Origin of the sequence: Roseobacter sp. OBYS 0001, from assembly GCF_019654895.1 — a bacterium.
Classification (GTDB): domain Bacteria; phylum Pseudomonadota; class Alphaproteobacteria; order Rhodobacterales; family Rhodobacteraceae; genus Roseobacter; species Roseobacter litoralis.
On record NZ_BPES01000001.1, the window covers coordinates 697,842 to 723,876 of the forward strand.

Annotated in this window: 25 protein-coding genes; 17 read left to right on the forward strand and 8 right to left on the reverse strand. The window is 59.0% G+C overall.

Annotated elements, in window-relative coordinates:
* Window positions 1-3: 3 nt before the first annotated feature.
* The 7 genes from K5Q35_RS03380 to K5Q35_RS03410 all read right to left on the reverse strand — a co-directional run bounded on the left by K5Q35_RS03380 (window position 4) and on the right by K5Q35_RS03410 (window position 7,198).
* Complete coding sequence (locus K5Q35_RS03380) at window positions 4-1,059, reverse strand: extracellular solute-binding protein (RefSeq protein ID WP_220798436.1); 1,056 nt, start codon at window positions 1,057-1,059, stop codon at window positions 4-6.
* Between the two features lie 144 nt (window positions 1,060-1,203).
* The gene (locus K5Q35_RS03385; protein WP_245538142.1) at window positions 1,204-1,869 is read right to left on the reverse strand and encodes a GntR family transcriptional regulator; all 666 of its coding nucleotides are present in this window, start codon (window positions 1,867-1,869) and stop codon (window positions 1,204-1,206) included.
* 497 nt (window positions 1,870-2,366) lie between these two features.
* Complete coding sequence (locus tag K5Q35_RS03390; protein ID WP_013961631.1) at window positions 2,367-3,185, reverse strand: ABC transporter permease; 819 nt, start codon at window positions 3,183-3,185, stop codon at window positions 2,367-2,369.
* Window positions 3,182-4,114 carry an ABC transporter permease gene (locus tag K5Q35_RS03395; RefSeq protein ID WP_220798437.1) on the reverse strand — a complete coding sequence of 311 codons (933 nt, stop codon included), beginning with the start codon at window positions 4,112-4,114 and terminating at the stop codon, window positions 3,182-3,184. Before K5Q35_RS03395 ends, K5Q35_RS03390 begins: the two co-directional genes overlap by 4 nt.
* The gene (locus tag K5Q35_RS03400; protein ID WP_220798438.1) at window positions 4,114-5,193 is read right to left on the reverse strand and encodes an ABC transporter ATP-binding protein; all 1,080 of its coding nucleotides are present in this window, start codon (window positions 5,191-5,193) and stop codon (window positions 4,114-4,116) included. Before K5Q35_RS03400 ends, K5Q35_RS03395 begins: the two co-directional genes overlap by 1 nt.
* Complete coding sequence (locus K5Q35_RS03405; protein WP_220798439.1) at window positions 5,190-6,239, reverse strand: PotD/PotF family extracellular solute-binding protein; 1,050 nt, start codon at window positions 6,237-6,239, stop codon at window positions 5,190-5,192. Before K5Q35_RS03405 ends, K5Q35_RS03400 begins: the two co-directional genes overlap by 4 nt.
* Window positions 6,240-6,400: 161 nt before the next feature.
* On the reverse strand, window positions 6,401-7,198 hold the full coding sequence (locus K5Q35_RS03410) for a DeoR/GlpR family DNA-binding transcription regulator (RefSeq protein ID WP_220798440.1): 798 nt from the start codon (window positions 7,196-7,198) through the stop codon (window positions 6,401-6,403).
* A gap of 118 nt (window positions 7,199-7,316) precedes the next feature.
* On the opposite strand from K5Q35_RS03410, the gene K5Q35_RS03415 reads away from it, so the two are divergent.
* The 13 genes from K5Q35_RS03415 to K5Q35_RS03475 all read left to right on the forward strand — a co-directional run bounded on the left by K5Q35_RS03415 (window position 7,317) and on the right by K5Q35_RS03475 (window position 20,036).
* Window positions 7,317-8,429, forward strand: coding sequence for an SIS domain-containing protein (locus tag K5Q35_RS03415; RefSeq protein WP_220798441.1), 1,113 nt, complete (start codon window positions 7,317-7,319; stop codon window positions 8,427-8,429).
* Between the two features lies 1 nt (window position 8,430).
* Window positions 8,431-9,453, forward strand: coding sequence for a carbohydrate kinase family protein (locus K5Q35_RS03420; protein WP_220798442.1), 1,023 nt, complete (start codon window positions 8,431-8,433; stop codon window positions 9,451-9,453).
* Window positions 9,444-10,232 carry a BtpA/SgcQ family protein gene (locus K5Q35_RS03425; RefSeq protein ID WP_220798443.1) on the forward strand — a complete coding sequence of 263 codons (789 nt, stop codon included), beginning with the start codon at window positions 9,444-9,446 and terminating at the stop codon, window positions 10,230-10,232. The genes K5Q35_RS03420 and K5Q35_RS03425 overlap by 10 nt, the downstream gene beginning before the upstream one ends.
* Complete coding sequence (locus K5Q35_RS03430) at window positions 10,229-11,176, forward strand: polysaccharide deacetylase family protein (protein WP_220798444.1); 948 nt, start codon at window positions 10,229-10,231, stop codon at window positions 11,174-11,176. Before K5Q35_RS03425 ends, K5Q35_RS03430 begins: the two co-directional genes overlap by 4 nt.
* Window positions 11,173-12,060 (forward strand): polysaccharide deacetylase family protein, encoded by an 888-nt coding sequence (locus tag K5Q35_RS03435; RefSeq protein WP_220798445.1) that lies wholly within the window; start codon window positions 11,173-11,175, stop codon window positions 12,058-12,060. Before K5Q35_RS03430 ends, K5Q35_RS03435 begins: the two co-directional genes overlap by 4 nt.
* On the forward strand, window positions 12,057-12,704 hold the full coding sequence (locus tag K5Q35_RS03440) for an aspartate/glutamate racemase family protein (protein WP_220798446.1): 648 nt from the start codon (window positions 12,057-12,059) through the stop codon (window positions 12,702-12,704). Before K5Q35_RS03435 ends, K5Q35_RS03440 begins: the two co-directional genes overlap by 4 nt.
* Window positions 12,701-14,212, forward strand: a complete 1,512-nt coding sequence (locus K5Q35_RS03445) for an amidohydrolase family protein (protein WP_220798447.1) — start codon at window positions 12,701-12,703, stop codon at window positions 14,210-14,212. Before K5Q35_RS03440 ends, K5Q35_RS03445 begins: the two co-directional genes overlap by 4 nt.
* Window positions 14,213-14,381: 169 nt before the next feature.
* Window positions 14,382-15,518 (forward strand): ABC transporter ATP-binding protein, encoded by a 1,137-nt coding sequence (locus K5Q35_RS03450; protein WP_259650441.1) that lies wholly within the window; start codon window positions 14,382-14,384, stop codon window positions 15,516-15,518.
* 41 nt (window positions 15,519-15,559) lie between these two features.
* Window positions 15,560-16,591 (forward strand): extracellular solute-binding protein, encoded by a 1,032-nt coding sequence (locus K5Q35_RS03455; RefSeq protein ID WP_013961644.1) that lies wholly within the window; start codon window positions 15,560-15,562, stop codon window positions 16,589-16,591.
* 2 nt (window positions 16,592-16,593) lie between these two features.
* Entirely contained in the window at window positions 16,594-17,445 is an 852-nt protein-coding gene (locus K5Q35_RS03460) for an ABC transporter permease (RefSeq protein ID WP_013961645.1), read from the forward strand.
* Window positions 17,445-18,266 (forward strand): ABC transporter permease, encoded by an 822-nt coding sequence (locus K5Q35_RS03465; protein WP_220798449.1) that lies wholly within the window; start codon window positions 17,445-17,447, stop codon window positions 18,264-18,266. Before K5Q35_RS03460 ends, K5Q35_RS03465 begins: the two co-directional genes overlap by 1 nt.
* A 7-nt stretch (window positions 18,267-18,273) precedes the next feature.
* Window positions 18,274-19,185, forward strand: a complete 912-nt coding sequence (locus K5Q35_RS03470) for a polysaccharide deacetylase family protein (protein WP_220798450.1) — start codon at window positions 18,274-18,276, stop codon at window positions 19,183-19,185.
* Entirely contained in the window at window positions 19,182-20,036 is an 855-nt protein-coding gene (locus K5Q35_RS03475; protein ID WP_220798451.1) for a peptidase, read from the forward strand. Before K5Q35_RS03470 ends, K5Q35_RS03475 begins: the two co-directional genes overlap by 4 nt.
* Before the next feature lie 868 nt (window positions 20,037-20,904).
* Here the strand turns inward: K5Q35_RS03475 and K5Q35_RS03480 are convergent.
* A complete protein-coding gene (locus K5Q35_RS03480) occupies window positions 20,905-21,807 on the reverse strand; it encodes a LysR substrate-binding domain-containing protein (protein ID WP_013961650.1) in 903 nt (300 codons plus the stop codon).
* A gap of 92 nt (window positions 21,808-21,899) precedes the next feature.
* Between K5Q35_RS03480 and K5Q35_RS03485 the strand changes: the two genes are divergently transcribed.
* From K5Q35_RS03485 to K5Q35_RS03500, 4 genes are read left to right on the forward strand one after another with little or no spacing between them, the layout of a single operon-like run.
* Window positions 21,900-22,883: a fatty acid desaturase gene (locus tag K5Q35_RS03485; RefSeq protein ID WP_220798452.1), complete on the forward strand. Its 984-nt coding sequence runs from the start codon at window positions 21,900-21,902 to the stop codon at window positions 22,881-22,883.
* Window positions 22,880-23,722 (forward strand): sugar phosphate isomerase/epimerase, encoded by an 843-nt coding sequence (locus K5Q35_RS03490; RefSeq protein ID WP_220798453.1) that lies wholly within the window; start codon window positions 22,880-22,882, stop codon window positions 23,720-23,722. The genes K5Q35_RS03485 and K5Q35_RS03490 overlap by 4 nt, the downstream gene beginning before the upstream one ends.
* Window positions 23,723-23,779: 57 nt before the next feature.
* A complete protein-coding gene (locus tag K5Q35_RS03495; protein WP_220798454.1) occupies window positions 23,780-24,853 on the forward strand; it encodes an ABC transporter ATP-binding protein in 1,074 nt (357 codons plus the stop codon).
* Window positions 24,854-24,911: 58 nt separating this feature from the next.
* Window positions 24,912-26,024, forward strand: a complete 1,113-nt coding sequence (locus K5Q35_RS03500) for an ABC transporter substrate-binding protein (RefSeq protein ID WP_220798455.1) — start codon at window positions 24,912-24,914, stop codon at window positions 26,022-26,024.
* Window positions 26,025-26,035 lie beyond the last annotated feature (11 nt).

Sequence of the window (26,035 nt, forward strand, 5' to 3'; positions counted from 1 at the left end):
GGTTCAGAGCGCCATCAACTTGTCAAAACGCTCAATCCAGTCGCGCCGGTTTGCCGCAACAAAGGACCAGTCGGGTGAATAGATCGGCACACCGTCGGGGATAATGGCACCGGCGGTGACTGTGGTATTGGCGGGCACCGAGGTCGCAAAATCCGCAATCGCCGTTTGCATCTGGGGCCCGAGCATTTCGTTGACATAGGCCTCGGCCAGTTCAGGGTTCGGACCCCCTTTGACGAGGCAGATGCCCGATGGCATGGCGAATATACCCTCGGACGGGGCAGCCAGATTAACAGGCACCCCGGTCGCCTTGCGCGGCAGCGTGTAGGACGAGAAATTACCGGCCAGCATGGTAATCTCGCCTTGCTCCAGCAGGTTAAACGCCTGGCTCATCGTTGTGTAGACCGAGAGCAGGTTGGGTTTCAGTTCCTCCAGTTTGGCGAATGCAGCGTCGATTTCATATTGCGCCTCTGAAAAGGGTTTGCCCGACCCCAGCATGGCTGACACGAAAAGGGTCCACATCCCTTCGGTGTTCTGCAGCGATGGGATGATCAGTTGCCCCTTCGCTTCGTCGGTCCACAATTGCGCCCAGGACTGCACCCCATCGGGCTGGAATTCGGTGTTATAGGCGACACCGGCCCAGGGCTGGACGTAATTGCACCACATGCCATCCATATGCACCGCATCCGGGCGCAGATCGGTCATGTTGGGCACAGGTTCCGCGGTGATCGGGGTCAGCAGGTCCGCCTCGACCGCTTGTATCATCACCGGGTCGTCCATCTGAACCACCGAAAGATAGGGCGCATCCTTGTTGGACGACATCTTTTCAAGGTTCACCGAGGATTTGGTGCCCTCAAACAGGATATCCGCGCCGATAGCGGTTTTCATGTGCGGCACGACAATCTGTTCCATCCACGCTGTGTGAGACCCCGCGCAGCCAATGACCAGTTCGCTGCTTTGAGCACGCAGAATGGCGGGCGTGGCCAAAGTACCAAGTGCTGCATAGCCCGATACCTTGAGCACAGATCGGCGCGTCATCGCGGTAAATTTCGGTTGTGTCATATCAATCCCCAGTTGTTGTAATTTGGAGCATAAATGGCATGCCATTTTGACTGACGTCATGAAAATAGCGGCAGACACGGCGGTCTAATTCGCAATTGATGTAAATTTAGGCGGAATTTGGGGCTGCTGCTCAGAATGTGCCGCTCAGACGTCTGCCTCAGCCAGCAACACAGCTGCGACCGTTTCCCCGGTATGGCGCAGATGCGTTTCCCAAACCTGCGCAGCCTTGTCGGCGCTTTCATGGCGGAATGCCTGCATCAGGTCTTCGTGTTCTGCGACGGCCTGTTCCAGACGTGGCTGGTTCATAATCGCAAGATAGCGACCGCGCCGGGCACGGATCATCAGGCGGTTGTGCGTTGTGATCAGGACGGGGTTGGCGCAGGACTGGATGATGAAATCATGGATCAGCGTGTTGTGATCGAAGTAGTCATTTGTGCGGCCCGCGTGATGATATTCCAGCATCTGACCATGCAGATCTTCGAGGCGCTGAAGGGTGGACGGCGTCATGCCTTCGCAAACCCGTCTGGCTGCAAGGCTTTCCAGCACCGAGATCACATCAAAAAGAACCACAGCGTCTTCCGGCTTGTAGTCCGACACGATTGCCCCGCGGTGAAGTGTAATCTCGATCAGCCCATCCGCTTCAAGCAGCTTGAGCGCTTCCCGGATCGGTGTCCGCGAGACATCGAGTTCGGCGGACAACTGTCGCTCGACGATCCGGTCGCGTGCGGCCAGTTCACCCTTGACGATGCGGTCACGCAAAACTGCCGCGACGTGTTCTGCAACGGCTGTTGAGTTCTTTTGGACGGGCATTGGGTTTCTCAACATTTGTTTTCTCAGCCGCAATGGCACCTGTACATGCGGGAGGCATCCTGCTGCGTCAATCCCTTATGAAAACTGAACCTCGCTGCGTTACGCATTTATGCGACGCTAACGATGAAGGAAGCAAAAAGGCTGCAATCTGCACCATTCCTACGCTACGTGAGGCTATTTGGTGCCGCTTACGGCACAACATTTAGGCATAGACAGGGGTTTTTGCTCTCAAAATCGATCCCTTCGGGACGATGACTAAACTTTTCGGTGCAGGTCTGATGCCGGGCCTGCCACGACGCGTAAGTGCAAATTCAGTAACACGAGGCGGATTCGGCGCATCGGATGCAAATCGAAATAATCCCTTCGCTTTCGGTGGCACTGGTCTGGGTGTTTCATGATTGCTCATGCGGGTCCCGGCCACTTAAACAAGTCGTGTCATGGCATAGTTCCGACGTGCAAAGAGGCGAGATGCCGCGATCCTACCGGTTTGCTGCGGATCATTCGTTTACTTTGTCCAGCCCAATGCTCATCGACACGGCGACGAGTGCGAGGATTGCCAGCAGGATCTGAACGCCTGACACCGCTGCCACGAGGGGGGTGGAGGTGTATTGTACCAGGGCCAGCAACTCTACGGGCAAGGGTCTGTCGCGGAAACCATGGGTGAAAATCGCGACCGACAGATTGTCAAAGCCCTCTACAAAGGTGAACACAGCCCCCGCCAATATCGCCGGGAGCAGAAGCGGGAAGGTAATCGTGCGCAGGCTCTGAAAGGATGACGCACCGAGGTTTGTCGCGGCTTCTTCCAGCGCGGGGTCAAGCCGGACAAGACGGCTTTGCACCGTGCGCACCATGACGGCCATGATAAACACGGCGATGGAAACCGCCTGCAGCCAGATCGAGGGGGAGACGCCCACAAGCGCCCCGGCAAAAAGCACGGCCACCCCGAGAACGATGCCGGGCACCATATGCGGCACCAGCACGAAGACCGAAAGCGCTGTGGTGCCGCGAAACTTGCCACGTACGCAGGCGAGGGCGGTTGGCACACCGAGCACGATGCACAGCACCGTGACCATCAGACCCACCTTGAGGCTGGTCCACATGGCACCGACCAGTTCGGTCTGCTCAAAAACCTCTGCATACCAGCGCAGGGTGAAGCCTTCCGGCGGAAAGCTCACGAACGCGCGGGTGTCAAAAGAAATGATGACGACAATGATCGACGGCGCGATCAGCAGGATCAGCGAAAACACCGCGATGAAAAGGACCAAGCCGATGCCCAGAATGTCCCCGAGCGAAGAGGTGCGCAGCGCTTTGATCATGCATCCCGTCCTTTGGTCCAGCGGGTAAAGATGTTCGTCAGCATCGCGATGATCACGAGGACGATCAGGCATGTGGCCATGAGGATCAGCGAACTGACGGATCCTTTGCTCCATTCCAGTGAAAAGACGACCTGTTCGTAGATCATGGTGGCCGCGTTGAGATAATTGCCGCCGCCCAATAGCTGAGGCACAACAAACGTCGTATAACTTAGCGTAAAGACGAGGGCCGCGCCCGTGCCGATGCCCGGCGCGCTGAGCGGCAGGATCACCGTGCGCAGGGTCCCGAGCCGGGACGCGCCGAGATTGGCCGACGCCTCCATCAGCCCGCTTTCATGGCGGCTCATGACAGCGATTAGCGGCAGGATCATCACCGGCAGGTGGATCTGAACCATGCCGATCAGAACGGCCCAATGCGTGTTCATGATGCGCAAGGGCTGGTCGATCAGGCCAAGGCTCATCAGGGTAGAATTCACCACACCGCGCCCGCCAAGGATCACCAGCCATGCATAGGTGCGCACGATCCCGCTGGTCAGCAGGGGCGCGATGGTCAGGATGAGGATCAGTCGCCGCGTCCACTTGCCGCCAATCAGAAACAGGTAGGCAACGGGATAGCCGAACAGCAGGCAAAGCAGGGTGGTGTTGATCGCCAGCACCAGAGAACGCTGAAAGGTGATCCAATAAAGCGGGTCGCTCAGCGCATTGGTCAGATGGGAAAAAGACAGGGTTTGCGACACGATCGCGCCGCGCGCCACCTCTATGTTCGAAAACCCGAGAGACAGAAGGATCACGAATGGAACAACTGCAACGACCATCAGAACAATGATTGCGGGCACGGCGGGCCAGATGCCCCTACCGGATACCAGCTTGTCGAGAATGACTTCGCCCAGTCGCGCGTTCGGCGGTGGTTGGAAGGCTGTGGCGTCCGACATCAGACCGGATAAACCGCGCAATAGGACGGATCGATCACCGATAAGCTCACGACCTCTCCGGGTTGCAAAGGGCGCGCGCGTTCCTGCCGCATGGCGGCGATCTGTATCGTCGTCCCATCCGGTATTTCGACATGATATTCTATCAAAGCACCGACTGTCCTGTGAAATGAAACCTGTCCGCGCCAAGTGCCCTTGTCCCCCGCGGCCAGACGCAGGTTATGCGGCCTTGTCATCACTTGCACCGGCCCCGACATATCGGTGTGCGTGATCTGCCCGTCGGGCAATGCTACCTGACCGCCCGAGGCCTGCGCCTGCCAGAAATTGGACGTGCCGATAAAGTCCGCGACATAGGCTGTCGCAGGATGATCAAACACAGTATCGGGCGCGGCGACCTGTTCAATCCGGCCCGCCCGCATGACTGCGATACGGTCCGACATGGTCAGCGCTTCTTCCTGATCGTGGGTCACGAAGATTGCCGTGAGCCCCAGCCGTTTGATCAACTGGCGCAGTTCCACTTGCATGGCACCGCGCAGTTTTGCGTCAAGCGCACTGAAAGGTTCATCGAGCAGGAGCACACGCGGCTGCAGGATCAGGACCCGCGCAACAGCCACGCGCTGCTGTTGACCACCAGAAAGCTGTGCGGGGTAGCGATCCGCGAAATCCGCAAGCGACACGGTTTCCAGCGCCTCGCGGACGCGCGCGTCGATCTCGCTTTGGGGCACACCTCGCATGCGCAGACCGTACCCCACGTTGCGCGCCACGGTCAGATGCGGGAAAAGCGCGTAGCTTTGGAAAACCACGCCGACAGGGCGGCGATTGACGGGCAGGTCACCGACGTCGTGGCCGTCGATCTCGATCTTGCCTTCCTCGGCGTCCCAGAACCCGGCGATGCACCGCAGCAGCGTGGTCTTGCCACAGCCCGACGCACCAAGCAGCGTGACGATTTCGCCCTCAGCAATATTCAAGGAACAGTCCTTCAGGACAGTGACCGTCCCAAAACGTTTGGAAACCGCCCCGATGCGCAGCACCGGGGCGGCAGGTTCCGATCCATCGCTCAGATCGGCCTTCTCCTGCCTCATGTCGCGGCGAACATTCGATCAAAGGATTCAACGGTCTGGCCGCGCAAGGGCGCGAAATCAGGCCACTGCAGAGAGGTGGTCGTTGCCAGTTCCTCGGGTGTCGAAGGAACATAAGGCGCGGCCTCTGCCGGCACCTCGATGCCTTCCACGACCGTTCCGAAATAGATTGGCGCGCTGCCTGCCATCGACTGGATTTCCGGCGTCAGCAGAATGTCGGTGAATTCGTGCACAAGGTCTGCGGTGCCGTCCTGCGTATTGACAAACTGCACGATATTCGTGGGCAACATCAGCGGTCCTGGCCCCGTGATCTTGGTGTAGCCGATGGGCAACCCGGAGTTCGCGGCAAGTGCGGAATTGACGTGCCACAGGGGGGCCAGATCCACTTCGCCACGTTCGATCATCTGCTGCAACAGCGGCGGTGAGCGACCGACCAGCGGATCAAGTTCCATCCATTTGTTCAGCGCAAAGTCCATGTCGGACTGCGGCATCCCGAATGCTTCGCTGGTTGCGGCAAGAACTCCGAGGCCAAGGTTGGATTGCGGGCGACACATGCCAATGCGCCCGGTGTAGTCGCCATTCCAGAGTTCTTCCCATGTTGTGGGCGGCGTGGTGATCTTGGTCTTGTCGTAGGCGATACCGATCCCTTCGAACCAGATCGGCTGGCCGACGTCATAGCCATAGGATGGGAATTTCGGATCGACATTGGCCGTGTTCGGGATTTTTGAAAAGTCCAGTGGTACCAAGACATCTTCGGCCAGCGCGTTGATGATCGCGGGGGACCCCATGACGCCGAGGTCATAGGGGGAATTGCCCCGTGCTGCTTTGATCTGAGCGAGCGCTTCGGACGACAGGCCGCCGATGATGCGCAAAGAAACACCGGGGTTGCGGCGGGCAAGCTCTTCTCCGGCGGCAATCAGAGGCGCATCCGAATCGTTGCCATAGCCTGTCATTACCAATTCGCGGGTGGCAGCCCGTAGAATTACCGGGCTGGCCAAGGCGGTTGCGGCTGTCAGCCCTCCAACAACACTTCTTCTGGTTAGTTTCATGTTATGTCTCCCTGTCAGGATTGCTATGCCGGATTCCCGGTCTGATGCAGTATACAACAAAACTTTCGAATGCTTTCGCAAGTTTAAAAATAAAAAAACCTGATAATTTTTTCGCTGTTGATGACCTCGAAGCATTGCGCACAAAAAAGCGGCAGTTCATTTCAGGCAAGAACAACCTTCAGGCCCGATTTTTGTAGCGCAGACACTTCAGTGGGGTTCGCTTTGCGATCGGTTACAAGTGTTGTGATATCCTGAATGGGGGCGATCCGCGCGCCGGCGACGTGCCCGATTTTGCCCCGATCCGCTAGCATGATGCAGCGCCGCGAGGCTGAAATCATAAAGCGTTTCACCTCTGCCTCCTCAAGGTTTGCGTTGGTAAAGCCGCGTTCCGCGTCGATACCTGCGCAGCATAAATAGGCGAAATCGGCGTTCAGGTGATCCAGCAGCAGCCCGGCAAAAGGCGGCACAAGGGAGCGGGAATTTGGATTTCGCCCGGATTTCTTGAGTTTGCCGCCCGTGACGAAAACCGTCGCGCCGGGGTGTTTTTCAAGCGCAATTGCAATGTCCAGGCTGGAAGTAATGACCACCACGTCCTCGATGTCGTCGGGCAAAGCCATCGCCATGGCAAGTGTGGTTGTTCCTGCATCGAGGATAATGGTTTCGCCGCTGCGCACCATGCCAGCGGCGACAGCGCCGATGCGTTCTTTCTCGGATGTGAAGCTATGCGTGGGTACATCAACCGGGCGCTCAAAGCGGGCGGCCTGCATGGCCATTGCGCCACCCCGGACCCGTCGCAAGAGCAAACGTTTGTCCAGCGCATCAAGGTCAGAGCGAATGGTAACTGTGGAAACGCCGAGTGCATCCGAGAGCTGGCCGACGTCTGCGATGCTTTGTTTGTTGATAATCTCCAGGATGCGCTGGTGCCTGTGCGTTAAAGGAGCATTATGCAGATTATCCATTTAGATTTACTTTCGAAGACTTGCATTTCATTTCAATATGACAAATATCAAAAAGGCGCGTCGAGTGCCACATTTTTTCGATGCGCCCCTATACTGGCGGTCAATCACGGAGAGCCCAATGAGTATCGAGCAAAGATTGAAAGAAATCCGGCGCGAGTCGTCTTCGGATGCGGCTGGCGATCCGGAACGGTTTCGCCGTGTCGCGTTGACCGAACATGAGATGATGTCGCAAGGGGAGGCGATCAGCGCCACGCTTGCGGCAAACAAGGGCCCGCTTGCGGATATCGGGCGCGACCTTGCGGGGCGGACGATCCGTCGCGTGGTCACTGTCGGATGCGGCGACAGCTGGATCGCAGGTCACGGTGTGCGTCCCGCCATCGAGGCGGCACTCGGCGCGCCCTGCGAGCCTGTGGAAGCGTTCGACTTCGCCACCTACGGCTTGCACACGATCGATGCGGAAACCGTGGTGATCGGGCTGAGCTCTTCTGGAAAGACCGAGCCGGTGGTCGAAGGGCTGACCGCGTCGGCTGCGCGGGGGGCATATACGATTGGTCTGTCCAACACGCTTGGGTCCCCGTTGATGGAACAATGCCCAGGTGCTTTGCATATCCGCGCGACACGGGGCGGTTGGCCCACGCAATCGAGCACGGCCGCAATGGCTCTGATGCTCGCGATGGCGGCGTCGGTGCAAAAGGCGAAAGGCGGTGACAGCAGCGCGCTTGATGCTGCCCTCGATGCGCTGCCGGGTCAGGTGGATGCCGTGGCGCAGGCTTTTTACGAGCCCGCCAAAGCAGTGGCAAAGCACCTTGCCCGCGCCGATCTTATCCTGACGACGGGGGCGGGTCCTTTCTTTGCCCCGGCTGAGTTCGGCGCGGCCAAGCTGAAGGAACTGGCCCCCATTCACGCCTATTCCTTCCCGCTGGAAGAGTATCACCATTACCGCACACAGAAAGCGGGCGATCCGATGTTCATGGTCGCGGGTGACGCAGAAAGCCACGCCCGTGCGCTGGAAACCGCGATCATGTCGCGTGGCTGCGGGGGCTATTGCGTGGCGCTGGTCCCCGAGGGCGAGACGGAAATTGCCGAGATCGCCGATGTGGCCTGGCATCTGCCGCAGGTGCCTGCCGAGACTGCGCCGATTATCTACAGCGTGCCTTTGCACCTCTTTGGGTATCACGCCGCGGTAGAGCGCGATGCGCTTGGCCTTGGTGCACCGAGGCTTGGTCTGTGACGTGACGCCTGATCTTATCACGGTCGGCGGGCTTACGGTGGACAATGTCGTCGCTGCCGACGGCACGGTCGCGCTTGATGTGGCGGGGGGCAACGGCGCATTCTCTGCCGCAGGCGCGCTCAACTGGGTGCGCCGCGTCGGGTTGGTAAGTTGTGCAGTGGCGAGCTATCCCAAAGAAACCATCGCGCGGCTGGAGGCTGGGGGCGTCGACCTTGCTGGCGTGATCTGGCGTGACGCGACTTTATCTGTGGGCAGTTGGTTTCTTTATGATGACGCCGGTCGGCGGGAAGAGGGGCTGACCGCGCCGGGCGCTGCACTGGCCGAGGCGGGTTTTCCGACGGACCGGCTGTCGCCCGCGCAGAGGGCCGCATGGCGCAGCGTGCTGCAGGATCGTGCGCAATCGGACGAGACCGGGTATTCAGGGTTTCGTGTGTTACACCCCTTAACTGCGGCGCAGGTGCCTGCGTCATGGGCCGATGCGCAGGGCATACATCTGGCCCCGAGTTCGCTGGCGGTTGTCGGCGAGATGCTGGATTTCTTTGCCGTGAAGGGTGCCGTGATAACAGCGGATCCCGGCTGGCAGTTGGCCAATCTCTCGCTCGATGAACTTGGCCCGATCCTCGTGCGGTTAGACGCCTTTCTGCCAAGCGAAGTGGAACTGCGTGCCTTGGTGCCCGGCGCGTCGGTTTGTGATGCGCTGGCGGAAGTGGCCGCGCGTTTTTCCGGTGTCCTCGTGGTCAAGATGGGACCAAAGGGCGCGCTGGTCTGGGACCGCAGCGCGGGCCAACCCGTCGACGTGCCGGCTATTGAGGTGGCGACACGCGATCCGACCGGTGCGGGCGACAGTTTCTGCGGTGGCTTTCTGGCCGGACTTGTGGAAACCGGTGACCCGGTGCAGGCGGCACGCTTTGGCGCGATCTCTGCGGCCCGAACGGTGAGCACATTCGGTGCAGCAAACGCCTTGCCCGAAGACACGACCCTCGCGCGCGCCGTACTGCAACAGGAAGCAAGCCTATGCCGTTGAAATTATTAGACTGTTATAAACCCGTCATCGCCGCGCTACACCTGCCGGATTTCGCGCTGAACCGGCATCTGTCGGTCGCATGGTACGAAGATTACGCGGTCGCAAATGCCCGCGTTTTTGCTGAGGCTGGGATACCTTGGATCAAACTGCAGGATCAGACCAAGACCGCAGGGCACGCAGCGCCCGACACGCTTACACTGATGGCTTCACTCGGTCGTTTGATCCGCTCGGAGGTGCCCGAGCTTGGGCTTGGTATCATCGTTGAGGCGCATGACCCTAATGCAGCTCTTTGCGTGGCGCATGCGGTAGGGGCCGATTTCATCCGGTTGAAGGTGTTCGTCGGGGGTGCCATGACCGCGCAAGGCCCACGCGATGGCCTGAGCGCGGAGGTTGTGGCGATGCGAGCTGCGCTGCGCCGCGCCGACATCGCTATTCTGGCAGATATTCATGACCGCACGGCGATACCGCTGTCCAGTGAAAGCCAACCCTTTGCGGCGAATTGGGCTGTGAAATCCGGCGCTGATGGCTTGGTCATTACCGGTGCGAGTTTCACCGACACGCTGAGCCGTATCAACGCCGTGCGGGACAGTGGCACACGCAATCCTATCTTGATCGGAGGCGGCGTGACTGAGAACAACGTGCACGAGGCGATGGCGGCAGCGGATGGTGTGATCGTCAGCAGTGCCCTGATGCGACGCGACGCGGCGGCAGAGGATGTGATCCAATGGGACGGGGATCTGTGCAAGCGTTTCATGGACGCGGTTGGGGTGCCGGCATGACGCAGCCGCGCGACTTTGCAGGCTATGCAGGGCATCCCCCCGCGATGCGCTGGCCCAATGGCGCGGGTCTCGCGGTTTCCATCGTCGTGAATGTCGAAGAAGGGGCGGAGCTTTCCCTCAGCGCGGGGGATGAAAGCAACGAGCATATCTACGAGGCCGTCGAGCGGGTCGAAGGCCAGCCTGATCTGTGTATGGAGAGCCACTTTGAATATGGGCCGCGCGCGGGATGGCCGCGCATTCGCGAGGCGTTGCGCAGTCGCAAGGTACCCGCCACCCTGAACGCCTGCGGTCGCGCCCTGGAGGCCACGCCGTGGATTGCCCAGCAGGCGGTCGAAGATGGGCACGAGATCGCGGCCCACGGCTGGCGCTGGGAGCGGCATGTCCACATGGACGAGCAGACCGAGCGACGCGCCATCGCGCGCGCCGTGGCGGCAATCGAACGCAGCGCCGGCACCCCGCCGCTGGGGTGGCATACCCGGTCGGCCACCTCATCGCGCACCCGTGATTTGTTGATCGAGCAGGGCGGTTTTCTCTATGACAGCAACGCCTATAATGACGACATTCCCTATGTCGTTGATACGGGGCATGGCCCCCACGTGGTGCTGCCCTATGCCTTTGATACCAATGACATGCGGTATTACAACAATGGCGGTTTCGTCTTTGCCGAGGATTTCGCACGGTATTGCATCGCGGGGTTCGACAGGCTGTTGCAGGAGGCCGACGATGCCCCGCGCATGCTGTCCATTGGCTTGCACACGCGCATCATCGGACGTCCGGCACGTATTGCCGGGCTGGAGGCTTTTCTGGACCACGTGCTTGCTCATGAAAACGTCTGGCTCGCGACCCGCGCCGATATCGCACATGCGTGGCGCAAGGCGATCGGACTGCCAGACTGGCAGCCCCGTCCTTGTCCTGAAACCTTCGCAACGGATAGTCCAACATGACCCGTGACCTTATCGGCTATGGCGGTGCATGGCCCGCCTTGACCTGGCCAGGCGGCTCAAAACTCGCGGTTTCCGTTGTGGTCAATTTCGAGGAAGGGGCAGAGCAGCAAGTGCTGGATGGCGATCCGGTCAGTGAACGGATGGGCGAGGTGATCTCCGTCGTCCCGGAGGGCATACCGGATCCCGGGCAGGCGCAGATCTTCGCCTATGGCACCCGCGCGGGTGCATGGCGCATGGCAGATGCCTTGCGGCAGTACCGTGTGCCGGCGACTGTTTTCGCCTGTGGGCGCGCGGCCGAACGCGCTGCGCCTGTTTTGCAAGTGTTCTCCAAGGACGGCCATGAAACCGCCTGCCACGGCTGGCTCTGGCGGCCGCATGCCGACTATGACAGCGCCGAAGCCGAAGCCCACGATCTGGATCGCGCAACAGCAGCGATCACAAAAGTCACAGGTGCCGCGCCGATGGGTTTTTTCTGCCGGGGTGCCGAAAGCCCATGGACCCGCGACCTGCTTGCGGCGCGTGGGTTTGTGTATACGTCCAACGGGTTCGATGATGATCTGCCGTACCGCGACCCCTCTGGGCTGACGGTCGTTCCTTACGCGCTGGACGCCAATGACATGAAGTTCTTCCACCCCAACGGTTTCGTGCGGGCGCAGGACATGGTCGATTACGTCACGGATGCCTTGGACGTGCTGGAGGGGGAGGCCGCCCGAGGCCTGCCGCGCCTGCTCAACATCGGGTTTCACTTGCGCATTGTGGGGCGGCCCGGTCGGTTCAAGGCGTTCGAGCAGATCCTTGCTGAACTGGACCGCCGCCGCGACCGGCTCTGGCTGGCGCGGCGCATCGACATCGCCGAAGCGTTTGATAAGGCCTGTCCGGCATGATCGCATTGATCAATCCCAATACGTCGACGGCCACGACCGCCTCTATGCTTCGTATTGCGCGGGAAACGGCAGGGCCCGACGTGGACATACGGGGCTTTACCGCGCCATTCGGGGCATCGCTCATCACAAATCCGCAGGCCTTGGCTGAGGCAGAGCAAGCGGTGATTGCCCTCGCGCCAGAACTGTCGCAGGCGTCCGCGGTGATCATTGCGGCTTTCGGTGATCCGGGTTTGAGCGCGCTGCGAGAACGTCTGCACGTGCCTGTCACCGGCATTGCCGAAGCCGGTATGCAAGAGGCGGCGGAAGGGAAACGTACCTTTGCGGTCGTCACGACAACTCCGGATCTGGTGGATCCCATCGCTGAAATGGCTTCTCGCAATGGTCATGCGACATTCATCGGAACATGGACCACAGAGGGCGACCCTGCCAGCTTGATGTTGAACGCGTCTGATCTGCGTGACGCGCTGGCAGAGGCTTGCGCGCGCGCCGTCCGCGCGGGGGCAGGCGCAATTGTCATCGGGGGCGGGCCACTGGCGCAAGCCGCGCGCGGCCTGTCAGCCACGTCACCCGTCCCGTTGATCGAGCCGCTGCCTGTTGCCGTCCGGCTGAGCCTCACGCGCCTTGGGCAAGGGGGCGTTCAGTGACCCGTCACCTGGTCGTCGCAGATCATATCATCACCGGCTTTGACGCCAGTGGGGTCCCGCACATTGTCGAGGAGGGGGCGATCCTGATCGACGGCGACCGGGTGGCCGGGATCGGTGCGGCAAAGGCGCTGCGGCGGGCTCATCCGGATCTGCCCGAGACCGGAGGCGCGGGATATGTCGCTATTCCGGGCCTGATCAATGCGCATCATCATGTGGGTCTCACACCGTTCCAGATGGGTGCGCGCGACCAGCCGCTGGAGCTGTGGTTCCCCGAACGCCTTGCCATGCGCGATGTGAGTCCGCGTCTGGACACGCTTTATTCGGCTTTCGAGATGATTTCATCAGGCGTGACCACCGTACAGCATCTGCACAGCCGCGCGCCGGGGGACACCGACGCGGTGCTTACCCGTGCCGATACGATCATTGGCGCGTATCGCGAATTGGGCATGCGGGCGAGCTATTCCTTTGCCCTGCGCGATCAGAACCGGATGATTTACGCCGCTGACGAGGAATTCGTGGCCGCGCTGCCGCCCGCGTTGCAGAAACCGACAGCAGAATACCTCGCGGGCTTTGGCCTGCCGCTGTCAGAGCAGATCGCGGTGTTTCATGCGCTGCGCGAACGCTGGGCAGATGATCCGCTGATCGGAATACAGATCGCGCCCTCGAACCTGCACTGGTTGTCGGATGCAGCGCTGGAGAGTGTGGCGCGCATGGCGCAGGACACCGGCGCGCCCTTGCACATGCACCTGCTGGAAACGCCTTATCAGCAAGAGTATGCGCAAAGGCGGACCGGGGGTTCTGCGCTGGAGCATGTGGACAGCTTTGGGTTGATCGGACCGCAGCTTACGATCGGGCACGGGGTCTGGATGACGCCGGATGACATTGCGCTTGTGGCCGAGCGGGGGGCGTGTTTGTGCCATAACTGCTCGTCAAACCTGCGGCTTAAGAGTGGGACGGCCGATCTGAATGCCTTTCTGGCCAGCGGCGTGCCTGTGGGTCTTGGCATTGATGAGGCGGGGATCAACGATGACCGGGATATGCTGCAGGAAATGCGGCTGGCGCTGACGCTGCATCGCCCGCCCGGACATGATGCGCCATCCCCCGATGCCGGCGACATCCTGCGCATGGCCACAGAACACGGTGCCGCCACGACACCTTTCGCGGACCGGATCGGTAGGCTTGCGCCGGGACACATGGCCGATATTGTCCTGCTTGACTGGCGCGCCGTGACATACCCATGGCAAGATCCGGCAATGCCTTTGATAGATGTACTGGTACGGCGCGCCAAAGCGGGGGCCGTCGCATCGGTGATGATCGGCGGGCGTACCGTTTACCGGGACGGCAGTTTCATCAGTGTTGACCGCGGCGAGACCCTCAAGGAACTTGCACTTGAGCTGGCCCGTCCGGACACGCCGACGGAAGCCAACCTACGGCGTTTGTCCAAAGACCTGTTAGAGCCTGTTGGCAGGTATTACAGCGGATGGTGCAAGGACCTTCAGGGCCACTGAAACGCAGCGCCCCCGGTTCTTCATCAGGTTGTTTTTTGCGCATTTTCAAAATGGCATGCCATTTTATTGAGCAGGTCGCCGGATGGTCTTCTCACGGGGATCGGAAAGTCTGGCCGCGCAGTTTGGGTCCGAATACGCAGTGTTTGTGCAAAATTTTAACGGACAGACTGTGGAACGTGCCATTTACATCAACGAAGGGTCGATTGCGCCGAACGCTGGAATGCGATCGGTTGGAGAACCGCTGACCCTTGATGGTATATCGCATAGCTATGGGGATGGACTGGCGGTCGATGATGTCACGCTGGAAGTTGCCGGTGGGGAACTGATTGCGCTTTTGGGTCCGTCCGGGTGCGGGAAATCTACCCTGCTTCGTATCGTGGCGGGGTTCCTCGAACAAACCAGAGGTCAGGTAAAGATCGGTGATCGTTTTGTCGATTCCTTGCCCCCGAACCGTCGCGAGGTGGGGATCGTTTTTCAGAATTACGCGCTCTTCCCGCATATGACCGTGACCGACAATATCGCCTACGGTCTTGATGCGCGCGGCGACGCCAAATCCGATCAGCGACAGCGTGTGTCGGAAATGCTCAAAACCGTGCGGATGGAAGCCTTTGGCAATCGCAAGCCGGGGCAACTGTCGGGTGGACAACAACAGCGCGTTGCCCTTGCGCGTGCGCTTGCTGTACGGCCCCGTATCCTGCTGTTGGACGAACCCTTTGCCGCGCTGGACAAGAATCTGCGTCTCGATATGCAGATCGAAATCAAGCGACTGCAAAGACAGTTTGCGCTGACCGCGATCCTCGTGACCCACGATCAGGAAGAGGCCATGGGAATTGCAGATCGCATTGCGGTGATGAACAAGGGCCGCATTGAACAGTTGGGCAGCCCGGTGGAAATCTATGACCAGCCGGCGACGCTTTTTGTCAACGACTTCATCGGGTCTTCGAACCGGTTTGCGGGTGAGGTGCTGGGCCGCGAAGCGGACCGCTATGTCATTCGTCTCGACAATGGCGCGATCTGGCATGTGGCCTCGTCGAAGGCTTTCAACACCGCAGAAGGGGTCCTGCTGACTGTCCGGCCTGAGCAGCTGATGTTGGTGGATCAGCCCGCGCCCGGCGCGTTTGCGGTCGAGCACACGCTGAGCCTGCCCTTGGGCGGGACGCTCATTCACGACGTTCAGACGCCAGATGGTGCCACCATCAAGGTTGCAGCGCCACGGCGCGTGGGGGAGGCGGCAAAGTCCCTTGGCCCGAGCCATTGCGCGCTGGCTGAGACGGCCGCCCCGATCCTCTTTCCCAAGCCCAAATGAAAACAACCATAAAAAACCCAAATCCAACAAAGGAGACCACCATGAATGACCTTTCCCGCCGTAGACTTTTACAAAGCGCCGCCGCATTTGGCGCGGCTTCAGCATTGCCGTTTTCGGCTGCGCGCGCCGCGGACTCTCTGGCAGCTGCCATCTATCCAGGAACCTGGGACGAGGCCTACCGGTCGGTCGTCGCCCCCTTGCTTGCGGAAAAGCATGGCGTGGATGTGGCCTTTGATCCGCTATGGGCCGTGGATCAGGTCACCAAGGCACGCGCCGGGCGCGGTATTGCGCCGTTTGATTGTTTTGTCCTTGACCCGGGACCCACGGCTGCGGCGAGAGAGGCCGATCTTTTCGAGCCGATTGATGCCTCAATGCTGTCTAATGCGGCAAACCTGCCGGATGGGATGATCTCGGCGGATGCGGCGACCGTCAACGTGCAGGTCGTTGGGCTGTGCTACAACCCGACCGCCTTCCCCGAGCCCCCAACCCGTTGGGAGCAGATATTCGAGTCACCTTATGTTGAACGGCTTGGCCTCACGGGGTTCCAGACCACATTCGGTACGGTGTCCCTGATCGAGATGGCAAAGGTCTTTGGCGGATCTGACACGGATATGGAACCGATCTTTGCAAAACTGCAGGAAGCGCTTCCAAAGGTTGCGGCAGTCACCGGGCCCGCAGGTTTGCCGGGTCTGTTCCAACAGGGTCAGATTGATCTGATGTATACCAATACCAACAACGTCGCGACGCTCAAGGCGCAGGGCGTGGATATTGAATTTATCGCGCCTGAAACCGGGGCCATCACATTCTCGACGTCTCTTCACATCACGAAGGGATCGGAAAATGTCGAAGCCGCGCATAAATACATCGACACGGCGATCTCGGCTGAAGCCCAGTCGCAATTGCAGCTGTCCCCCTACAATATGATCCCGGTGAACAAGCAGGTCGAGCTGGCAGAGACCCTTTACATCAAATCCGTGGATGAGTTGTCGGATATGGTTGTTCACGATTGGAGCGTGATCAATCCGCAGCGTGCGGGTTGGATTGAGCGGTTCAACAAAGAGATCACCAAATAATCATGGCTGGTGCCGCAACATATGAACCCGGACGCGTGGACTGGCGGCTCGCTGCGCCGCTCGGTCTGACATATCTGGCGTTTTTTGCGGCACCGCTCGCCATCCTGCTGGCGATGTCGTTTGCGGCGGATGATCGTTTTGCGTCCTTCTCTACGGACAGTTGGGTCAAGTTCTGGGGTGACCCATTCTATCGCGGCGTGGTCTATGACACGGTGCGGCTGGGTCTGGTCGCGGTGCTCGCGACGTCGGTTTTGTCCTATCCGATTGCACTGCTTTTCATTTCCTGCGGGCCGCGCCTGCGGAAACTTCTGATCTTCATCATCCTGCTTCCGCTACTGACATCGGTGGTGATCCGCACGTTCGCATGGATCGTGATCCTCGCGCGCGAGGGCGTGGTCAATCAGACCCTGATCACACTTGGTCTGACCTCTGCGCCGCTGAACTTGTTGCAAACGGAACTGGGCCTCGTGATTGCGCTGACGCAGATCGAGATGCCCTTGATGCTGTTGCCGCTCGTCACGGTCATGCAGCAAATTAACCCGAGCCTTTCGGATGCGTCCCGCGCGCTTGGCGGTTCCAAATGGCGCACGTTTTTCCGCATCATCCTGCCGCTTTCGCTGCCCGGATGGATTGCGGGGGCTACCCTTGTGTTTGCCTCGGCGACAACCGCGTTCATTTCGCAGACGGTGATTGGTGGCGCGCGGCTCGTCTATCTGCCGTCGCTGATCTGGCAGCAGTCGATGGTTGTCTTCGACTGGCCCTTCGCAGCCGTGGCATCCGTTACTTTGCTGGTCGCTGTGCTCAGCGGCGTGATGCTGTTTTCCCTGCTTGGTCGTTTTGCGAGGATAGACTGATGGCGCATCGCAGCACGGTTTCGGACCGGTCTTATTCCATTGTCATGGGCGGCCTTGCAGCACTTGGCATCCTGATCCTTGTGGGCCCCGTGATCATCGTGCTGCTCACGTCGTTCACATCGTCCCGCGTGTTGACCTTTCCGCCGCCCGGTTTTTCGCTTGAATGGTATGTGGCGCTTTTTGATCCGGTGAAATCGGGCCATATTCATTCGGCCTTGGCGAATTCCCTTTATGTTGCCGCGATTGCCACGGCCCTCGCTATCCTGCTTGCAACGGCTGCGGCACTGGCCATGGCCCGGTCCAGAGGAACCTCTGCCCGAGCACTCGAAGCCAGCTTCATGTCACCCCTGATCTTGCCGGGGTTGTCCTTCGGCTTGGCGGCGTTGATGTTTTTCTCGATCCTCGGGTTTCGGCCATCGATCAATCACCTGATTGCAGGGCACCTTGTTGTGATCGCGCCTTTCGTCTTTCGCACGACGCTGGCGAGCCTGTCGCAATTCAATCCTGCACTTCTGGAAAGCTCCGCCAGCCTTGGGGCAGGGCGCCTTTATGCGTTCCGCCGGATTACGCTGCCAATCATCACGCCGGGCATTGTTGCGGGCGGATTTCTGGCATTCGTGGCGTCCATGGACAATGTGCCGGTGTCGCTGTTTTTGTCCAATGCACGCACCAACATGCTGCCCATTCGCATGTGGGGCATGATGGAAACGACCCTTGATGTGCGCGTGGCCGCGATTTCCGGTGTGATCATCGTCGCTGTGCTCGTGTTGATGATTGTGATGGATCGATTGACCGGCCTGACGCGCCGGATGAGCATGTGAGGCCCAGATGACTTACCCCCGAGACTTTGTCGGCTACGGCGCCAACCCGCCGGATCCGAAATGGCCAAATGGTGCGCGCGTGGCGATCAATTTCGTAATGAACTACGAAGAAGGGTCCGAGCCGTCCATTCAGGACGGTGAGGGTTTTACCGAGGTCGCACTGACCGACGCCCACGGCCTCGATCAAGCGATCAAGGGGCGTGATCTGGCGGGCGAAGGGCTCTTTGCCTATGGCAGCCGCGTGGGGTTCTGGCGGCTGATGCGGCTCTTTCAGGAGCGCGGGCTGCCCATGACTGTCTTTGGCTGCGCGCTGGCTATTGAGCGCAACCGGCAGGCGGCGCAAGCCATTCGCGACTCGGGTTTTGACTGTTGCTGCCATGGTTGGCGCTGGGTCAAGCACTTTGAGTTGAGTGAAGCCGAAGAGCGAGACCATATCAAACGTGCCATCGCTTCACTGCGGGAGACCTTGGGCGAGCGGCCCCTTGGATGGTACTGCCGGTACGGCCCCAGCGTGAACACCCGCAAGCTGGTGGTGGAGGAGGGCGGTTTCCTCTACGATTCAGACGCTTACGACGATGAATTGCCATATTGGACTGAGGCCGATGGCAAGCCGCATTTGGTCGTTCCCTATTCGCTAACCAACAATGATGCGAAATTCTGCGGGTCTTTTGCGACGTCCAACGATTATTTCGAGTGGCACAAGGATGCCTTTGACATGCTCTACCGGGAAGGGGCGAGCGCGCCCAAGATGATGTCAGTCGGGCTGCACATGCGGCTGATCGGGCACCCCGCGCGGGCCGCGGGTTTGGAACGTTTCCTCGATTATGTTGCGGGTCATGACGATGTCTGGATCACGCGACGGCTTGATATCGCCCGTCATTGGACCAAAACGCATCCCTATTCCGGTCCCCTTGGATGAGCGGCACCCGACACCAGATCGTCGTTGCATTGGGTGACACCCGTTACCGCGTTGATCGACCGTTTGGGGCGTGGCCGCAAACCGCCGGTAAGGTGTCGGATGTCGTCGTCTTGCGCGATGGCCGCGTCCTCGTGTTGCTGCGCAGCGACCCTTATGTGGACCCGGTTGGCCCGCGCGTCATCGTGCTGTCCCCCGAAGGTGACTACCTTGGCGCATGGGGCGATCTCGAAATCGCTGATGCGCATTTAATGACCCCGGCGCCGGATGGGCGTCTTTTCATCGTCGACCGTGACATGCATGAAATCATCCTCTTTTCCGCAGATGGACAGCGGTTAGGGGGTATCGGCACACGTGGCGGACCCGGTGCGCCGTTCAATCACCCCACGGATGTGGCTTTTGCGCCAAGCGGTGAATTTTATGTGTCGGATGGCTACGCGGGCTGGCATGTCCACCGTTTTGCCGCTGATGGCACGCATCTGGCCACGTGGGGTGCATTCGGCAGCGGTTGCGGCGAATTCCTGGAACCGCATTCCCTTTGGTGCCTGCCCGATGGTCGGGTTGTGGTCGTGGACCGGTGTAATAATCGGCTTCCGGTGTTTGATGCAGAGGGCGTTTTTCTTGAAGAATGGACTGGCTTTCATCGGCCTGTCGGGATCTGGGGGGATGCCGGAGGTGACGTATTCGTTTCTGATCAGGTACCAAGCCTGCATCGCATATCGCAGAACGGAACACGGTTGGGACGTGCGCGTCCGGTGCTGAACGGAGCACATGGAATCTTCGGATCGCCGGATGGCACGATTTATCTCGCAGAAGCCAATCCGAGCAGGATTTCCCGTCTTACGCCACTGTGACAGTGTCCACCAAACACACTGTTTTGTCCTGTTTGCACCGTTGCTTGCACTTGCCGTGGTGCTATACCAAAGTGTTATTTTTCGCTGTGCGCAGCATCCTAGCGGTTGTGGTTCGATCTCGACCCTGCTTTCGCCTTTGGCGAGATTTTTCCAAGTTTGATCGGGAGGATAAACTGGTGATTTCATTAACGCTAGGCGCACAGACTCTCTGCCCACCAAAATACCACCGTTAGCCCGTACTTACCCTTAGGGGGCTAGACCGCCCCAATTCGTGTGCACTATGTGTGCAACACGAAATTGCCTTATGGCGCGCTCTGTCGGGCGTTTGGCGGTTGCGCAGAGTTGGTCAGATTGAGGCGCGTTAAAACCAGTGTGAACTAAGGATTTGGTTAACCCTGTATCGGGAGAAAGAAATTGTTCCGCGGCGCACCCTCTCAGGATCCAGTGCATTGAGGGTCGACTTGCAATAGGGCACGATAGTCGTACATGTTCGTCGGTTTTTGGCGAGGTTTTTACAGTATCAGGGAAACCCGACCTTCGCTGCATTCAGGACAATGTCGTGGACGTGAGACAAAGCTATAAGTCACCGGTTTCCCCCCAAATGGGATACGGGCAGGGTTTGAAGCCTCATCGCGGAAGGTGCTAACGATATGGCGATGGACCGCTTTCTTCGGCGCGCAGACGTTCGTGCGGCAGTTGCCCCGACGGTTGTTTTTGCCGCAGAGATCGTAAGTGGCATTTTGCAGACCGTTGTGTTTCCTCAGGGCGTTTCCGAGCCGATTTGGGGCAATCCATCCACGCCAACGTCTGCATCCAGCCTTACAGGTCATGCATGCAGAGCGGTCTCCTGTTCAGAACTATCCACGTTTCAATAGTGATGAGTTTCTGCCATTTCTCGGCGCATCCAAGCTACAAAAGCCAAGGCACCGGGCGTGGTACGCTCCAATGTCGGCGTTACGGTTAAGTATTCTCCGAATGAAAGCGTGAAATTTCCAAAGGGACGCACGACCAATGATTTTGACAGAGCCTCTGCGCCTATGATGCCATCGTTGATTGCAAATCCAGACCCTGCAATCGCGAGTGAAAGGGCGGCCTGAGTGCCCGAGGCATAAATCGCGCGGTGCGGTTTGATCTGTTCGGCGCCGACAGCGGCGAACCATCGGGCCCAAATCTCTCCGTCGTCCTCATGGATCAAGGTTTCGTTATGCAAATCTTCCGGCACCATCTTGCGATCAGGTCCTGGCGCGCAAACAGGGAACATTTCAAGGTGTGTCAACGTTTCAACGCGCATGCCCGGAAATTGAACATTGTTAAAAACGACGGCGGCGTCGACCTGAGCGAGGTCGGACGATGTCGCAGCGGCCCCAACGTTCAGTGAGAATGTCAAATCCGGGAACAGTTCGAGAAAGCGAGGCAGACGTGGCACCAACCACTGAGAACTGAAAGCCGGTGCTGCAAGGACTGTGAGGCTTGAGGAAAACGCATCCTCGCTGACCTGCGTCGCAGCAGCGGAAATAGTCTCAAGCCCTTGTTTTACAGCAACAAGCAGGCGTTTTCCATCTGGCGTCAGCGCAAGGCGTCGTCTGTTTTCGTTGAACAGAGGACGCCCCAGCGCCTTCTCCAAAGTACGCACCTGATGGCTGACGGCACTTTGTGTCAGGTTCAGTTCCTCGCCTGCACGCCGCATGTTCAGATGTCGCGCTGCAGCTTCGAACCCTTGCAGGGCATTGAGAGGGAGGTGTTTGGAGCCGACCCGCATTTTGACAAACATTTGTTGTTGAAAAGGAGAGATTTCATCATTTTACACAAAGTAAATTTGTCGGCAAGCTTCCTTATGACACTTACCCGACAGGAGTAGATTCTATGGAAGCCAGTTTCTCGCGCCGTAAGCTTGTCGCGCCCGCCCGTATGCGCGAGCTCATGCAACGCTCTGATCTACGTGGCGCGCTTCAACTTGGCAGTCACATTGGTGCCATTCTCATCTCTGGTGTGGCCCTGTGGGTGCTGTGGGGCACATGGTGGGCGGTGCCATTGTTCATGGTGCACGGGGTACTGATCAACTTTCTGTACGCAGGCCAGCACGAACTGAGCCACGAAACTGTGTTCAAAACGAAATGGTTGAACGAGGCCTTTGGTCGGATGATCGGCTTTCTGATGATATTCCCTCGTGATTTCGACAAGATACAGCACTGGGCGCACCACCAGCATACCCAAAACTGGGAAAAAGATGGCGAGTTGGTACGCGAACCCTACACGCTACGCAGCTACTTGTTGTGGTTCTGGGGCCCGACCTATTGGTACACGCGCGTGACGCGCATCGTGCGGTTTTGCCGTGGCGTCGTCGTCGAGCCCTACATCCGCGAAGGTGAGCACGACAAAATCATCCGTGAAGGGCGCATTCACGCAGCGCTCTATGTCGGCATTGCAGTTGTATCCTTGATCATTGGCAGCTGGGCCGCTGTGATCCTGTGGCTTGCGCCTATGGTGGTAATGAAGCCCGTTCATCAGTTGCAAAACACGATCGAGCACCTTGGCCTCAGCCACAAAGACGACATTCTTGAAAACACACGGTCGACCCGCACCAATGCGGTGATGCGCTGGTTGTGCTGGCAGATGCCTTATCACACAGCACACCACACCTTTCCCAGCGTGCCATTCTGGCAGTTGTCCAGCCTGGACGCTGAAATCCGCAACAGCGGCGCGACTCCACATAAAATGGGGTGGATCGAATTCCAGATCGAGGTGCTGCGCAAACTGAGCTCAAAATCCGAAGACGAATATCCCTATGACGAAATATGGATCGTCCCGCGCGCCGGTGGTGGTACCCAACGCATCGAGGCTGCATGAGACGCCTGCAGGTCTATCAATCGCTGTGGTCCATGCAGCCGCATGATGCATCCGGCGAGGTTTTGCCGCTTGATCGCGTGGCCGGGATGGTGGCCGATGCGGGCTATGCGGGGCTGGCGATTGATCTGGGCGCTGCGGATGTCGAAGTGGCCCACGCCGTACGTCCGCACCTTGAGCGCGAAGGGCTGACGCCGTTGATCGTGGCCTTTCCGCGATCCGTCGAAAGCCTGCGCGAGACGTTGATCATGGCGCAGGATTTTGGCGCACCTTACGTGAATGTGGTCGGACAGGTGTTCCCGTTGACGGTCGAAGGTGCGATCCCGATCATTCGAAAGTGGATCGAAATGTCCGACCAAATCGGCATGCCGGTTCACTTTGAAACGCACCGCAATTGTATCACCAATGATCTCTTTGCGACCCTGTCGATGCTGGATGCGATCCCCGAGATGCGGTTGGCGGCAGACCTGTCGCATTACATGGTGGACCGCGAGTTCAAGCTGCCTCTGGCCAAGTGGGAGCGCGATCTGATGTCGCGTTGCCTGGCGCGCGCAGACAGCTTTCAGGGCCGGATTGCCAGCCGCCAACAGATACAGTTGCAGATCGATTTCCCGCAGCACGCCAAATGGGTCACGTTGTTTCAGGAGTTCTGGCGCGAGGGACTTGCCGATTGGCGCGTCCGCAATGCGCAGGGTGATGTCGTCTTTCTGTGCGAGCTTGGTCCCCCGGAATACGCGATGACTGGCGGCGATGGGCGCGAGATGTCGAACCGCTGGGAAGAAGCGCTTAAAATTAAAGCTATGACCGAGAGAATATGGGCCGATTTGGGCGGGAATACGTGACCTTGTGCGGGTCAATGGATAGCCTGACGGTGCTCGCGTTTCGGAGATAGTGTCCACATGACTGGTCGTAAGCAGGCCTCGGAAATCCGTGCAGAAGGTATCGGCAAACGCTTTGGCACGTTTGACGCGCTTCAGGACATATCGCTCACTATTGCGCGTGGAGAGTTCCTGACGTTTTTGGGTCCCTCCGGTTCAGGCAAGACGACCATGCTGATGGTGCTGGGCGGCTTTGTACAGGCCTCGGCTGGGACCCTGTTGTTGGACGGCGCAGACGTCACCCACCAACCTGCAGAAGCGCGTGGGTTTGGAATGATGTTTCAGGGCTATGCTTTGTTTCCCCATATGACCGTTGCACAAAACATCGCGTTTCCACTGAAAGTGCAGCGCCGCTCAACTGCCGAAGTCAAACGGCGCACCGAAGAGATGATCGATATGGTTGGCCTTGGCGGGCATGCCCATAAGCGCCCCAGCGCTTTGTCAGGTGGCCAGCAACAACGTGTGGCTCTTGCGCGTGCGCTGTCTTATGAGCCGCCGGTGTTGCTGCTGGACGAGCCGTTCTCGGCACTTGACCGCAATCTGCGCGGCCAGATGCAGGACGAGATGCGCCGCATCCACCGTGATACCGGAACGACCTTTGTGTTTGTAACCCATGACCAGTCAGAGGCGTTGGCCTTGTCCAGCCGCATTGCTATTTTCGAAGCTGGCACATTGCAACAAGTCGCCACGCCCCGGGACATCTACGAGCGCCCCGCCAACCGGTTTGTGGCGGAATTTCTGGGGGACATCAATTTATTGCCCCTTCAAGATATGAAGCAGACCGACGCGGGCATCACAGCGCGTTTTGAGGAGGCAACCCTTCACACGACGTCAGATGCGGGCCCGCCAACAGCGCTGCTGGCGATCCGGCCCGAGCATATGCAGATCACGTTATCAGCGCCCGAACAGCGCAATGCCATTCCGGCAAAAATAGCGGAGATGACCTATATGGGTGCCGAGACTCGGGTGTCTGTCGTGACTCCTGCAGGCCACGTGCTGACTTTGAACGCGGGCGCAGATCGGATGCCAGGCCAATTGCAGGTGGGCAGCGATATCTGGATCAGTTGGTCCAAAGACCGCGGCGTCTTTCTATGAGTACCATAAAGATAACAGACCGGAAAACGGCATCCCCCTTATCCAACGGAGAGAAACAATGAACGATCCCTTTGTAGAAGACAGCATCGAAATTCTGGCGGACAAAGCCCGCAAGGGACGCATTTCGCGCCGCCAGTTTACCCAATTGGCCGCAGGCTTTTTGGGCACCACGGCGCTGGCGAGCACCGGCATGCCAGTCCTGGCGGCCGACGGCCAACTGGTGTTTGTGAACTGGGGCGGGGATGCCATGACCGCCTATGACAGCACCCATGGTGCGCCCTTTGCCGACGCCACCGGTGTCAAGGTTTTGCAGGACGGGTCCGGCCCAACTGAGGGCGCGATGAAAGCGCAGGCCGAAAGCGGCAGCCCAAGCTGGGACATTTGCGACGCCGACCCTTATTCAGCGCAGGCGCTCGGCAAACAGGGCCTGATGGAAGCGATCGACTATGACGTCGTGGACCCCGCAAAATCGCGTGATGGCTTTGGTTGGGAATACGCCGCCTCCACCTACTTCTTTTCTTATGTCATCGCCTACGACAGCACCCAATTCGACACGCCCCCGACCAGTATGGCGGACTTCTTTGATGTCGAAAAATTTCCCGGCAAGCGTGCCATGTACAAGTGGGGTGCCGGCATGTGGGAAGCGCTGCTGCTCGGCGACGGTGTTGCCCGCGCTGACCTCTATCCACTGGACCTGGAACGCGCGCATGCCAAGCTCGAAGGTTTCAAGGAAAACGTCGTTGCATTCTGGGGGGGCGGCGCTGAAAGCCAGTCTTTGTTGTTGAACGGTGATGCCTCAATGGCATTGATCTGGTCCACCCGCGCAAAGATCCTCGAAGAGGATTCGGAAGGTGATATCAAATTCATTTGGGATGACGGCTTGATTTCGCCCGGCTCTATGGCCGTGATCAAGGGCAACCCTGCAGGACGTGATGTGGCCATGCAATACATCGCGGCCGCACAAGACCCGGAAAAGCAGCTCAAGATGTTCGAATTGATGGGGCAGGGCCCAAGCAATTCGGCGGCGGACGCGCTGGTGCCTGACGCGCTCAAGCGCTTTAATCCGGTGGACCCGGCCAACTTCTCCAAACAAGTCGCACTTGATATGGCCTGGTACGAAGAAAACTATGGGGCCGCACTTGATGCCTACCTCGGCATCGCGTCGGCCTAAAGGCTTGGGTG